12 protein-coding genes are annotated in these 14,298 nt (G+C 42.3%); all 12 read left to right on the top strand.

What is annotated here, in order from left to right:
* Positions 1-39 precede the first annotated feature (39 nt).
* On the top strand, positions 40-279 hold the full coding sequence (rpmB, locus tag F3059_RS03325) for a 50S ribosomal protein L28 (protein WP_151166526.1): 240 nt from the start codon (positions 40-42) through the stop codon (positions 277-279).
* A gap of 14 nt (positions 280-293) precedes the next feature.
* Positions 294-479, top strand: coding sequence for a 50S ribosomal protein L33 (gene rpmG, locus F3059_RS03320; RefSeq protein ID WP_151166525.1), 186 nt, complete (start codon positions 294-296; stop codon positions 477-479).
* Between the two features lie 12 nt (positions 480-491).
* Positions 492-644, top strand: coding sequence for a DUF4295 domain-containing protein (locus F3059_RS03315; RefSeq protein ID WP_151166524.1), 153 nt, complete (start codon positions 492-494; stop codon positions 642-644).
* 91 nt (positions 645-735) lie between these two features.
* Positions 736-1,701, top strand: a complete 966-nt coding sequence (ftsY, locus tag F3059_RS03310; RefSeq protein ID WP_151166523.1) for a signal recognition particle-docking protein FtsY — start codon at positions 736-738, stop codon at positions 1,699-1,701.
* Positions 1,701-3,014, top strand: coding sequence for a 30S ribosomal protein S12 methylthiotransferase RimO (rimO, locus tag F3059_RS03305; RefSeq protein ID WP_151166522.1), 1,314 nt, complete (start codon positions 1,701-1,703; stop codon positions 3,012-3,014). The genes ftsY and rimO overlap by 1 nt, the downstream gene beginning before the upstream one ends.
* Positions 3,015-3,148: 134 nt before the next feature.
* Positions 3,149-3,790 (top strand): hypothetical protein, encoded by a 642-nt coding sequence (locus F3059_RS03300; RefSeq protein WP_151166521.1) that lies wholly within the window; start codon positions 3,149-3,151, stop codon positions 3,788-3,790.
* 128 nt (positions 3,791-3,918) lie between these two features.
* The gene (locus tag F3059_RS03295) at positions 3,919-4,410 is read left to right on the top strand and encodes a GbsR/MarR family transcriptional regulator (RefSeq protein WP_151166520.1); all 492 of its coding nucleotides are present in this window, start codon (positions 3,919-3,921) and stop codon (positions 4,408-4,410) included.
* Complete coding sequence (locus tag F3059_RS03290) at positions 4,403-5,560, top strand: efflux RND transporter periplasmic adaptor subunit (protein WP_151166519.1); 1,158 nt, start codon at positions 4,403-4,405, stop codon at positions 5,558-5,560. The genes F3059_RS03295 and F3059_RS03290 overlap by 8 nt, the downstream gene beginning before the upstream one ends.
* 5 nt (positions 5,561-5,565) lie before the next feature.
* Entirely contained in the window at positions 5,566-8,676 is a 3,111-nt protein-coding gene (locus F3059_RS03285) for an efflux RND transporter permease subunit (RefSeq protein ID WP_151166518.1), read from the top strand.
* Positions 8,677-8,685: 9 nt separating this feature from the next.
* Positions 8,686-10,104 (top strand): efflux transporter outer membrane subunit, encoded by a 1,419-nt coding sequence (locus F3059_RS03280; protein WP_151166517.1) that lies wholly within the window; start codon positions 8,686-8,688, stop codon positions 10,102-10,104.
* 88 nt (positions 10,105-10,192) lie between these two features.
* Positions 10,193-12,190, top strand: coding sequence for a tetratricopeptide repeat protein (locus F3059_RS03275; protein ID WP_151166516.1), 1,998 nt, complete (start codon positions 10,193-10,195; stop codon positions 12,188-12,190).
* Between the two features lie 353 nt (positions 12,191-12,543).
* The gene (locus F3059_RS03270; RefSeq protein ID WP_151166515.1) at positions 12,544-14,295 is read left to right on the top strand and encodes a tetratricopeptide repeat protein; all 1,752 of its coding nucleotides are present in this window, start codon (positions 12,544-12,546) and stop codon (positions 14,293-14,295) included.
* Positions 14,296-14,298: the final 3 nt, after the last annotated feature.

The raw sequence follows: 14,298 nt of genomic DNA, 5'->3' as shown, positions 1-14,298 counted from the left end.
TATTTGCAGCCCTGTTTTGGAAAAAGCGAAAAAGAAGTCATGTCAAACATTTGTGAAATAACTGGAAAGCGAGTAATAGTAGGAAACAACGTTTCTCACTCAAACAAGAGAACTCGCAGGGTTTTTAAACCCAACTTACAGGTAAAAAAGTTTTACCACGCTGAAGAAGACCGTTGGGTTACGCTGAAAGTTTCAGCAGCGGGAATTCGCAATATCAACAAAAAAGGCCTTCACGCATGCCTCAAAGAAGCTGCGGAAAAAGGCTACTACAAAGGATAAAGAGGTATTGAGTTATGGCTAAGAAAAAAGGAAATCGCGTACAGGTTATACTTGAGTGCACTGAGCATAAAAACTCAGGCATGCCGGGCACATCGCGTTACATCACTACGAAAAATCGTAAAAACACGCCCGATCGTATGGAGTTGAAAAAGTACAACCCCATCATGAAAAAATACACCGTACATAAAGAAATCAAATAAAACTCCTGAGTTATGGCTAAGAAGACAGTGGCAACACTTGGTAAAGGTGGAGCAAAAGATTTAACAAAAGCAATCAAAACTGTACGCTCTGATAAAACAGGAGCTTACGTTTTTGAAGAAAAGATACTACCTAACAGCGAGGTTAAGGACTTTCTTAACAAGTAAGCTGTTTGTTATAGAATTTGTAAAAGCTCTTCGCAAATCGCGGAGAGCTTTTTTATTTTAATTTTGTGGCCTTAACTAATACAACCTTGATATGGGTTTATTCAATCTATTTTCAAAAGACAAGAAAAAATCACTTGATAAGGGCCTCAAGAAAACAAAAGAGGGCTTTTTCTCAAAACTTACCCGTTCCGTTGCGGGAAAGTCAAAGGTTGATGACGAAGTACTCGATGATCTCGAAGAAATTCTCGTAACATCTGATGTTGGAGTCGATACAACGCTCAAGATTATTGACCGCATTGAAGAGCGTGTTTCCAAAGACAAATACTTTGGAACGGAAGAACTCAATAAAATTCTGCGCGAGGAAATTTCCGGACTTTTAGAAGAAAACAACTCAGGATCTGAAACTGAATTTGTCATTCCACAACAAGATGCACCTTATGTGATAATGGTTGTGGGTGTGAACGGAGTTGGCAAAACCACAACAATCGGTAAACTTGCCTACCAGTTTAAAAAAGCAGGTAAAAAAGTTGTTCTTGGAGCGGCTGATACTTTTAGAGCTGCAGCAATTGATCAATTAAAGATTTGGTCAGAACGCGTGGATGTACCCATCGTCACGCAAAAAATGGGATCTGATCCCGCATCAGTTGCGTTTGATACGCTTCAATCTGCACAGGCACAAGACGCTGATGTCGTGATTATCGATACAGCAGGCCGACTCCACAATAAGGTGAACCTGATGAACGAATTGGGGAAGATCAAAAAAGTAATGAAGAAGGTTATTCCGGATGCTCCTCATGAAGTAATGCTCGTTTTAGATGCTTCTACCGGTCAAAATGCTATTGAGCAGGCTAAGCAGTTTACGCGGGTGACGGAGGTGACAGGAATGGCTCTGACCAAATTAGACGGAACAGCAAAAGGCGGTGTCGTTATCGGAATTTCGGATCTTTTTAAGATTCCGGTACGTTACATCGGTGTAGGAGAACGAATGGAGGATCTACAAGTGTTCAACAAATACGAATTTGTCGATTCTCTATTTGGCGAAGAACAGGAGGCTTAATGAAAACGAAAACACTTAAGAAAAACAAAGTCAATGTAGTCACACTCGGCTGCTCAAAAAACATTTACGACTCAGAGGTCATGATGGGGCAGCTCAAAGCCAACAACTTTGAAGTTGAGCACGAGTCTATGAAAGAGGACTCTGAGATTGTGATCATCAATACTTGCGGTTTTATCGAAAATGCCAAGCAAGAGTCGATCGACTCAATTCTAGCATGGTCTGGAGCGAAAGATCGCGGTGAAGTTTCTAAAGTGTACGTTACAGGATGTCTCTCTCAACGATACAAGCCTCAGTTAGAAAAAGAAATTCCAAATGTAGATGCGTGGTTTGGAACGGCAGAATTGCCACGCTTGCTCAAAACCCTAAAAGCTGATTACAAGCACGAGTTAGTAGGTGAGAGGCTCCTGACAACACCATCACATTACGCATACTTTAAAATTGCCGAAGGCTGCGACAGACCTTGTGCGTTTTGTGCTATCCCGCTCATGCGCGGCAAACACAAATCCACTCCGATTCCTGAGTTGGTCGATCACGCAAAACGCCTCGCAGCTAATGGAACAAAAGAGCTCATGCTCATCGCTCAGGATCTGACCTATTACGGATTGGATATTTACAAAAAACGCAATCTGTCAGAACTCCTCAAGCATCTCAGTGATGTAGAAGGAATTGATTGGATTCGCCTTCATTACGCTTATCCGGCAGGCTTCCCGATGGATATTCTCGATGTAATGAAGGAGCGAGATAATATCTGTAACTACTTGGATATGCCTCTTCAGCATATTTCTGACAACATGCTGAAACGCATGCGCAGACTCATCAGCAAAAAGAAAACGCTGAGATTGATGGATGAAATCCGTCAAAAAAATCCAGAGGTAGCTTTCAGAACCACACTTATTACCGGCTTTCCCGGTGAAACCGATGACGACTTCCAGCAACTCTACGATTGGGTTGAAGAGTCTCGTTTTGACAGATTAGGTGTTTTCCCGTATTCTCACGAGGAAAACACGCATGCTTACACCATGGAAGATGATGTTCCGGAAGAGGTGAAGCACGAACGCGCAGAGGCGATAATGGAACTTCAAAGTGGTATTTCTCACGATCTCAATCAAAAGTTTGTAGGGCAAACGATGAAAGTATTGATCGACAAAGTAGAAGGAGATCATTTTGTTGGTCGCACCGAATACGACTCACCTGAAGTCGATAACGAAGTGCTCATACCCACAGAAGATAACTTTTTACGTGTCGGTGATTTTGCTAACATCAAAATTGATTATGCTGAGCACTATGATCTTTATGGATCGCCTGTTGAATAAAAGATAAGCAATATTTACTATTCTTTTTAAAGTTGCCATTTCACTTTCCTTAACACGGATTAACTTTTGTTGACTTAATGTCAGTAGTTTACAGGTTACTTTAGCAGAGTCAAAACTCAAAACTAACTCATGCTATGAAAAAATTACTGCTCCTTTTTGCAAGCTCAACTCTCGTATTAACATCTTTTGCTCAGGTAAATCCGCTCGCTTACAATCAAAACAAAAATGACAATCCTTTTATCGTTGAAAACCACTCATTTGGTTTAAAAACTGGCTGGATGAGATATCTAAACTACGGGGTATCAGGATTTTGTGAATTTTCACTCGCTAATCGCTGGACGCTTTACAATGAAATATATCTATCGTATGATACTTATTTCCCATTTCGTAAAGACTTTAATAAACTACCTCTTACACCGGGAATCAATATTGAGCCTCGCTGGTATTTCAATATTCAAAAGAGGAGTAATAAGGATAAATGGACAGCAAATAATGCTTCCAACTTTTTAAGTTTCAGACTTAATTATCACCATCGAAACGGTATTATGACTCCCTTTCATGAGGATAATGTGTTATATTCAGGTAATAGTTACGAATTCAATGCACTTTTGATGTTTGGGATGAGAAGGAATCTAACTAAACACATTTTCTTTGAAGGTAATGTTGGCTTGGGCATTCAATACGTCAAAGAAAAAGGAGTAAGCTTCCCAGTTCAAGAAAGCATAACTCCTAATGTACAGTTAGATCTGAGATTTGGTATTAACTGGTCTAAATGATAATCTTACTAGCTGTACCAACATTAAATGTCAATACAATTTAACAAATCATTAAAGATTCCTTTAGTTGACTGGTTCGGTTGTTTCCGAACTAAACGTAGTTTTGCCGCTCAATTGATCATTGAAGCGTGCAAACACAAGAAGAGAAAAGACTGATAGAAGATTTCGGTGTTCACCTTGAGCAGAAGGAAGAGCTATCACCCCTTGCTGCTCGAATTTATGCAACTCTAATACTACAAGTTGGTTACGGAGTTACATTTGATGAATTGGTGAACGACCTGGAAGCGAGCAAAAGTTCAATTTCTACGAATCTCAAAATGCTTTCTCAGCTCAACCTCATTGAGTACACGACAAAATGCGGAGACCGTAAAAAATATTATCGTGTGCCTCATGATCAGGTCTATCGTGTAATAGATCGAAAAATCAGTACGTGGGAAAAAGAACTCTCCCTTCACAAACGTGTTTACAATTACAAAAAGAGTAAAGCTGAACAGCTAAACCCTGATTTTCCTGTTGACCTCAATTTCAATCAACTTTTTATCCAGTACGCTCAATCGATGATTGAAGGGCTCACGAATATCAAACATAAACTTAAGGAAAACTCAATTGAAAATGACTAAGCTAATTCGATTTATAATTCCGGCCATTGCTTCAATAGCGTTCATCTCATGCGGAGGCGAGAATCAACAGCAGGGATCAGGTGTTCCTGAGTATCCTGTGATTGAAGTTTCAACCGGAAATTACACGGGCTTTCAGGATTATCCGGCTAAAATTGAAGGAATTCAAAATATTCAGATCCGAGCCAAGGTTAGCGGCTATATAGCTGAAATACTGGTTGATGAAGGAGAAACTGTAAAGAGCGGTCAGGCACTGTTTCAACTCGAAACGGCTTCTTTATCTCAGGATGCTGAAGCAGCTAAATCGACAATTGAAACGGCTAAAGCTCAGGTGGAAGCAGCACAGCTTGAAGTTGAAAAACTGGAGCCTCTTGTGAAAAAAGAAGTGATCAGTGAGATGCAACTCGCTACGGCAAAAGCAGATCTCAATTCGGCTAAAGCTCAGCTCAAACAAGCTAAAAGTAATTACCAGAGCATCACTGCAAATGTTGGATATGCCAAGATTATAAGTCCGGTTGATGGTGTTGTTGGTAAAATTAATATGCGTGAAGGATCTTTAGTTGGACCGACAACATCTCAGGCGCTGACTACGGTAGCTAATATCAGCAGGGTTTACGCGTATTTTTCGCTCAATGAGCGTGAGTTTTTGGATCTGACCAAAAAACTGGAAGGAACAAACCTAATGGATAAATTAGCACAAATGCCAAAAGTGAAACTGCAACTCGCTGATGGATCTGACTATGAGCACAAAGGAACGATTGATGCCTCAACGGGTAACATCGATCCTGAAACGGGTTCTATTCAGCTCCGCGCTATTTTTGAAAACCCAAATCGCATTTTGCGAAACGGAAGTAGCGGAATTATCAGCTTGCCGCGCGAATACAAAGATGCTATTGCAATTCCAGCGCTTTCAACTTTTGAGCGTCAGGGAAAACGACTCACTTACCTGATCAATGGTGGAGACTCTCTTCGTTCACGACCGATTGAAGTACAAGACGAGGTAGGGAAATATTTCATCATTTCACGCGGACTCAAAGAGGGTGATCGCATTTTGGCTAAAGGTGTAGGCAAGGTACGTTCCGGAGCTCAAATCAAACCGAAAATTGTCCCGATGGACAGTATCGTGAATTCATTTTCAACAGTATTTAAATAATCAGTATGCTCAATAAATTCATTGAAAGACCTGTACTTTCAACCGTAATATCGATTGTTATTGTGATATTAGGTGTGCTGGGGATCAACACGCTTCCGGTGACACAATATCCTGATATTGCTCCGCCAACGGTTCAGGTACGCGCCAATTACCCCGGTGCTAATGCCGAGACGATCCTGGAGAGTGTAATATCACCAATCGAAGAGCAAATCAACGGTGTGGAGGGAATGATGTACATGACTTCCACAGCTAGTAACAATGGATCGGCTGAGATTCAGGTGTTTTTTGAGCAGGGCTACGATCCTGATATTGCTGCAGTTAACGTTCAGAACCGTGTTGCGCGAGCCAATGCTGTTTTGCCGAGTGAGGTGATTCGTTCAGGGGTGATTACCCAAAAGCGTCAGAACTCAGCCTTGATGTACGCAGCCATGTTTTCATCGAGTGATGAATACAACGATACTTACGTTCAAAATTACCTCAAGATTAATGTTGTTCCCGAGTTACAGCGTATCAACGGTGTTGGTGAAGTCAACCTGTTTGGCGGTAAGGAATACTCGATGCGGATTTGGCTGGATCCGACCAAAATGGCAAATTACAACCTCACTCCGGCCGATGTCAATCGTGCTATTCAGGAGCAAAGTAGGGAAGCTGCTCCCGGTGCATTGGGGCAAAATGCAGGAGAGAGTTTTGAGTACGTGATCAAATACAAAGGCCGACTCAAAGAGGCGAAGCAGTACGAGGATATCATTATCAGAGCGAATAATGACGGAAGTTATCTGCGTTTGAAAGATGTGGCCGAAGTCGAGCTGGATGCGTTCTCTTACACTTCAGTTTCACGAGCCGGAGGAAATCCATCAATTTCATTTGGTATTTTCCAAACTCCAGGTTCAAACGCGCAGGAGATCAATAACAAAGTACTTTCAAAGCTCGATGAACTCAAGAAAGATTTTCCTGAAGGACTCGATTATCAAATCAATTACAACACCAATAAATTTCTGGATGCTTCTATCGATAAAGTAGCAGAAACACTTATTGAAGCATTTTTACTCGTCTTTTTGGTCGTTTTCATTTTCCTCCAGGATTTCAGATCTACATTGATTCCGGCTATTGCAGTTCCGGTGTCGATTGTGGGAACATTTTTCTTCCTTCAAATCTTTGGGTTTTCGATGAACCTGCTCACCTTATTTGCACTTATCCTGGCGATCGGTATCGTGGTGGATGATGCTATTGTGGTGGTGGAGGCAGTCCATGCGAAAATGGAGCGCGGAGCCGATAATGCATTGGAAGCCTCAAAAAGTGCGATGAGCGAAATCAGTGGGGCTATTATTTCCATTACACTCGTGATGGCAGCGGTTTTCGTTCCCATTACGTTTATTCAGGGTCCGGCCGGTGTTTTCTACAAACAGTTTGGATTGACGCTCATCATCGCGATTCTCATTTCGGCATTGAATGCCCTTACGTTGAGTCCGGCATTGTGCGCTATTTTCCTCAAACCAAATCACAATAATGGTCAGAACCGAAACTTACTACAGCGTTTCTATTCGAGCTTTAACGTTGCCTTTGAAGCAACGACTCAGCGATACGGAAGAGCTGTGAAAAACCTGCTGAAATACAGATGGATCACAGCAGTGGTTTTGGTTTTAGCCGGTATATTAATCTGGTGGTCGAGCTCGGTGACACCTTCAGGTTTTGTTCCCAGTGAGGACAGAGGTGTCGTGTTCATGAATATGGAACTTCCTCCCGGAACTTCAATGGACCGCACTTTTGCAGCTACGCAAGAGATGTATGATGAAATAGAACAGGTAGATGGTGTCCGTACAGCAACCACAATTGCAGGACGAAACTTCTTTTCGGGAAGTGGTAGCAGTTACGGGATGGGCTTTATTTTGCTCGAAGACTGGGTAAATAGAGATAGCGAAAATGAAAGTCTGGAAGCGATAACCGGTCAGCTTTTCAAGCGGAGCAAAAAAATCAAAGATGCCGATATCATCTTTTTTACACCTCCAAGTATTCCGGGATTCGGAGCATCAGATGGTTTTCAGGTGGAGCTGTTGGATAAGTCTGCCGGGGAGTTGACACAGATGAATGATGTTGCTGAAGAATTTATCGGGAAGTTACGTCAACGAAAGGAAATTGCGTTTGCTTCAAACTCTTTCAGTACAGAGTTTCCTCAGTACGAGCTGAGCGTTGATGCAGCACTTGCCAAGAGAGCAGGAGTGAGCATCGATGACATCCTCAATACTCTCCAGGGATATTACGGTGGAATCTACTCGACAGACTTCAGTAAGTTTGGTAAGCCTTATAAAGTTTACCTTCAATCACTTCCTGAAGACAGGGCGAATAAAGATGCTTTAAAACAGGTTTTTGTGAGAAACGGAAATGGTGAAATGGCTCCGATCGCCTCTTTTGTTGAGCTGAAAAAAATCTACGGTCCGCAAACGATAAACCGATTTAATCTTTTTAATTCAGTTTCCATCAATGGATCATCAGCTCCGGGTTACAGTTCAGGTGATGCGATTAAAGCTGTTGAAGAAGTAGCCGAGTCGTTACCGATTAACTTTGATATTGCTTTTAGCGGTATTACACGAGAAGAGATCAAAAGCCAGGGACAGGCTCCGATCATCATCGGGTTGAGCATTTTGTTCGTGTTCTTTTTCCTCGCAGCACAGTACGAGAGTTACCTGTTGCCTTTTTCTGTACTGTTTTCACTTCCTGTTGGTGTAGCCGGAGCGTATTTCACGACTTACATTGCCGGTTTGGAAAACAACATTTACTTCCAAATCGCGCTCGTGATGTTACTAGGGCTGTTAGCTAAAAATGCAATTCTGATCGTTGAGTTTGCGCGGCAACGCAGGCAACAGGGAATGTCGCTCGCGCAATCGGCAATTGACGGGGCTAAAGTTCGGCTCCGACCAATATTGATGACATCGTTTGCATTTATCCTGGGCTTACTTCCCCTTGTTCTGGCGAACGGTGTGGGAGCAGCAGGAAACAATTCAATCGGTACAGGAGCTGCCGGAGGTATGTTGATTGGAACAATTGTGGGGCTTTTCATCATCCCGGTATTTTACGTGATCTTCCAGTGGTTACACGAAAAGGTTTCATTGAAAAAATAAAGTTTGAGAATGAGAGATCGATATAAAGTTGTGCGTTTACTTCCGGTTCTGACTGTAATGGTTGTTGCAATATTTGGAGTACAGTCCTGTTTTGTGACAAAAAATTACGAGGAACCGAAGGATGAAAAGCAGTTCATGTTCAGGCTGGACAGTCTGCAAAAAGGTGAGGAAGATGCTCTTGGTGAAGTGAAATGGAGAGCGTTTTTCTCAGATCCAATTTTGATAAAACACATCGATAGCGCGCTGGCGAATAATTTCAATAACCAGATTGCGTTGCAGAGTATTGAGGCGGCTGATGCTTATTTCAAACAGAGCAAAATGGGCTTTTTCCCAACTTTACAGGTTGGAGCTGAAGCTCAGAGACAACAGGTGTCTCCAAACTCGCGTTTTGGGGAGTTTTTCAATGAAGTTCTCTACCAGTACGATCTATCGGCATCGTTGTCGTGGGAAGCTGATATTTGGGGAAAGATAGCGAGTCAAAAGCGATCGCGTGAAGCACAGTTTTTACAATCTGTCACAGCCCAGCAAGCGGTTCAAACAAGACTCATTAGCAACGTAGCCAACACGTATTATCAGTTACTGGCCGCTGATCAGCGCAAACAAATTCTGGAAAAAACGATCTCGGTCAGATCCAAAAGCTTGCAAACGATAAGGGACTTAAAGCAGGCAGGGCAAACAACTCAGCTTGCTGTCAATCAATCTGCAGCCCAGGTAGATGAAGCAAAAGCGCTACTGGCAGATGTAGAGCAACAGATTTTCACCCTTGAAAATTCACTTTCAATTTTAAAAGGAAAGCACACCATGTACATCGAGCGGAGTAAGTTGAGCGAGCAGGAGTTTCCTGATGATTTTGTGGTTGGGAAACCTGCTTCAATACTCGCAAACCGACCTGATGTACGAGAAGCAGAACTCGTTTACAGGAGCAGTTTTGAACAGGTTAATGTAGCGAGAGCCTCGATGTATCCCAGTGTTCAATTATCGCTCACTGGCGGATTTCAGTCGCTCGAAACAACGAACTGGATCAGTCCAAACTCATTTTTCACTACGTTGATTGGCGGTATTACGCAGCCTATTTTCATGCGCAGGCAGTTGCTCACTCAGTTGGATGTTTCCAAAACGCAAGCTGAGCAGAATTTTATGGCTTTCAAGCAAACAGTACTAAATGCCGGAATGGAAGTGAACAATGCATTGAAAGATTATGACATTCAGAACCGAAAACTAGAGATACGCAAGAGACAGGAGAATCACCTTACCAATGCTTTGGAAAATGCTGAGGATTTGCTCAAGAACGGCTATGCCAATTACTTGGAAGTATTAAACGTACAGGAATCACTTTTGAATATCCAACTGCAGCGTACAACTACTGAATCTGCTCGTTTGCAATCTGCAACAGAATTATTCAGGGCGCTAGGTGGAGGAGTGGAGTAAAGATTGAATCAGATTTTCTCTTCAAAAGGTGATTATCCTTTGTTTCATTTGTATTTTGTCGGCTATAAAGCATAGCGACAGTTGATAGATGAAACCGAGCCAATCAACAGACTTACTCTTTTTTTTAAAGCCTCATTTAATCTGGATAATTCCGGTTTTTGCGGGCTTGCTTTACGTGAACACGCTCAATCATCAATTTGCGCTGGATGATTATTCTGTGATTGTCAATCATTCATATGTTCAGGATGGTATTGATGGAATAGGTGATATTTTGACGACCAATTATCGGCACGGCCAGGGAGGATTTAATGACGGTCTCTACCGACCATTGAGCCTCGTGAGTTTTGCTTTGGAGAAAGCATTTTTTGGGATGAACCCGAAAGTTTCTCACTTTCTGAATTTGCTTTTTTATGCGCTTGGAGGTCTGTTTCTTTTCAGAGCATTGCGGTTTATTTTCAGATCCTATCCATTGATCATTCCGGTGGGTATTGCCTTGATTTTCCTCGCTCATCCTTTGCATACTGAAGTTGTGGCAAACGTAAAAGGACGTGATGAGCTCTTTGCGTTTTTCGGTTTTGCTTTGTGTCAGTTTAGTTTTTCAAAGCAGATTGAGAAGAGGTCGATCAATTATTTGGTACTGGGGATTGTCGCTTTTTTGTTTGCTCTTTTTTCAAAAGAAAGCGCGGTGACATATTCGTTTATTATCCCGCTGTTGATGTTTCTTCATCCTAAAGTGAGTCTGAAAAAAACTTTGCCTTTTCTTATGATTTTGCTGCCGCTTTCTTTGATCTTTATGTTCTGGCGTAATCACATTATCGATAGCATGCCGAATCCGGTTGATGAAGGAAATTTCAATCTTCTCAACAACCCGATTGCTGCTACGGCAGACTCATCTCTGCGTTGGGGATCTACGTTTCACCTCCAGTTGATTTACCTCAAAAAACTAATTTTTCCGTTCGAACTAATTCACGATTACTCTTACAATCAGATCCCTTTAGTGAAAATGACTTCGTGGCAGGGAATACTCGGACTGTTGGTTTTACTATCGCTTGTTGCCGCCTCGGTTTGGGGTCTGATCAAAAAGAATATTTTGGGAATTTGTGCAGCTATTTACTTGTCGAGCATTCTCGTTGCTTCGCAAATCGCTATGCCAATTGGCGTCCAGTTTGCCGAGCGATTGCTGTTCCTTGCCGTATTGCCGTTTAGCATCGCAGTTGTGATGGTCCTTCACCGATTAATCACAAAAAGCAAGAATCAGTTTTCGGTTAAGGATCAGAAAAAATTAGCTGTGGTGAGTTTGGTTGTGTGCGTTGTTTTCAGTTTTAAAACGATTGGTCGGAACCAGGATTGGAAGAACAATTTAACGCTCTACGGAGCTGATGTGGAGAAGGCGAGTCAAAGTGCGCGGGCTAATTACAATTACGGTACTGAACTTCAGGGACAGGCCTTTCTACTATCAGATGAACAACAAATGCAGCAGACTTTACGAGAGTCAGAGAAATATTTGAAAAAAGCAATCGAGATTTACCCCGATTACATTGATGCGTACAACAACCTGGGGATGACTCTGAAAGGACTGAGAAACTACAGCGAAGCGGCCGATGTCTACCGCGAATGCATTCAGCTCGATCCCGGTTATTCAAAAGGTTACTACAATTTGGGAGCTGTGTATTTTGATTCGGAGCAATACGAAAAGTGCATGATCGTGTTGAAAGAATACGTGAAATTCAAGCCGAATAACAGCCAGGCGTATTTCATCATGGCTCAGGCTGCTGAGGCTCAGCAGGACTTTGAAAAAGCGATTTTATTTGCTAAGCAAAGTTTAGATGTCAACCCCAATCAGCTCGATGTGCTCAACGCTTTGGGAATTCTGTACGGAAAGAGTGGTCAGAGCCAATTAGCAGCCAACACTTTCACGCAAGCTCTTCAAATCAATCCGCAGCGAATCGATATTTGGATGAATCTGGCATTTGCTTATCACAAAATGGGCGATACGCAAAAGGAGATAGAGACTCTCGAAAAAGTTCTGCAAATTCAGCCTCAAAATCAAAATGCTATTAGTCGATTGCAGCAGTTGAAGAGGTGATGTCAAGGTCAAGAATAGTTCTAATAATATTTCTTGATTACTTTTTTTTAGTTGTTAATGGGTAGGAGGTTTGGAGTTGGGAAGTTTGTTGCCAGGCGAATTACCTGGATACTGAGCAAAGCTTTAGCGGAGTCGAAGTAGGAGGGAGTTAGAAGGTTAAGATCAAGGTCAAGATTTTGCCACAAAGTCGCGAAGTACACAAAGAAACTACCTTTGAGACTTAGAGCCTTTGTGGCTAAGTAACAGAAAACATTTTAATCTGTGGAACATAGAGCTATTAGATTAGCTTTCGATTTCCATTACGCAAAGAACGTAATGAAGAAGCCGTAATTAAATTCAACTATTTTTATCACATGAAAAGGAGTAGCACTTTTGAGCGACCCATCGTGGTTTTTGGATTTATGCTCGCGCTGGTTTTTGTGCTTTACGGGAAATCGCTCAGCTACCCGATGGTGCTGGACGACAGCGTGGTGCTCAAAAGTAAATACGTGCAGGAAGGTCTCTCAGCTACTGATGAGATATTCACGAGCGGCTATCTCCAATCTTTCAACAACAAAAGCTTCTCTTACAGACCTTTTACTGTTTTTACTTTCGCTGCTGAGAAGTCGCTTTGTGGTGGGAATTTAACAGCGAGCCGATTTATTCATCTTTTGCTTTATTCGGTTTGTGGGTTCCTGGTTTGGCTGCTTTCCAAAACGTGGTTTCCGAAAAAGAACTGGTGGTTTCACATTCTGTTGGTTGCTCTTTTCATAGCTCATCCCATTCACACGGAGGTAGTGAGCAACCTCAAAAGTAGAGATGAGTTGCTCGTGCTCACTTTTCTGCTAGCTTCGCTCTACACGCTTTTTCAATATTTCAAGAAAGAGCGTTTTTTGCAGTTGATTTTGAGTCTGCTGTGTTTCTTCCTGGCACTTTTGTCCAAAGAAAATGCAGTTACTTTTCTTTTCATCGCACCGGTAACGCTTTATGTTTATGGACAAACAGACCGCAAAAAACTCCTTACTTCAGTCATTTCGATGGTAGTTGTATTCGGGTTGTTTTTCATGGTCAGATCCTCAATCGTGGACAGCAATGCAGGAGGTGAAGTCGTTCATGTTCTCAACAATTCACTGGTAGCGGCAGACACATTCCTCGATCGCATTTCCAGCAGTGCATATTTGTTACTGCTCTATTTTTACAAACTAATTTTTCCGATCAACCTGAGTTGGGATTATTCCTATTCTGTTATTCAGGTTGTACCTTTTTTCACGGCTAAGGGAATCTTTTCGGTTCTGACCGTTATCAGCATAATCCTGGGATCTGTTTACTTGTGTTACCGCAAGAATATTTACGGCTGGGCTGTATTGTCCATCATTATTTCGTTATTGCTCGTGCTGAATTTGTTCATGTTGATCGGAGCCAATTTCGCGGAGCGATTCCTGTTTATGCCATCGCTGTTTTTTATGATGGGACTGTCTGTCGGATTATCACATTTTTTGGCAAACGGGAGATGGAGGCAAGCGGCCACGGCTCTGACCGTAATGGTACTGCTTTTTTATTCTGTGAGAACCTTCACGCGAAATGGTGAGTGGGAGAGTAACGAGACGCTAGTGAAGGCGAGTTTGGAATCGCATGCTGAGAGTACGCGCGTTCAAATGGCGATGGGGACAGCTTTTCGCGAAAAAGCCGAAGCGATGCAACCGTCAGCGCAGCAGTTTGAGCTTTATAAAAAGGGTGTGAGCTACTATGACAAAGCGATTGAGATTTTGCCGAGAAATTTTGAAGCGCTGTACAACAAGGGCGTGATTTTTCAGAAAACGGGTAGGCTAGAGGATGCTAAAAAACTGTTTGAGGAAACGCTCGCCATCGATTCTACCAATACGGGTGCACTGAATAATTTGGGTTTTTACTATTTCAATAAAAGGCGCTATGAAACTGCGCTCAAGTATTTCAAACGAGCCAATGAAATCCACCCAAATAAAGCGCAATTTTTGGGCAACATCGGATCGGCTTATCACAACCTGGGGCAATATGAAATGGCTAAGCAATACTACGAGCGCTCACTCGCCATCGACCCTGATCAGCAAGATGTACAGGCAAATTATTCGCTGTTGCTTGGGCGTTGAATT

It is taken from the genome of Salibacter halophilus, from assembly GCF_008806325.1.
In the GTDB taxonomy this organism is placed as follows: domain Bacteria; phylum Bacteroidota; class Bacteroidia; order Flavobacteriales_G; family Salibacteraceae; genus Salibacter; species Salibacter halophilus.
Note: the sequence above shows the minus strand (reverse complement) of the source record. Positions and strands in the feature narration are given on the sequence as shown.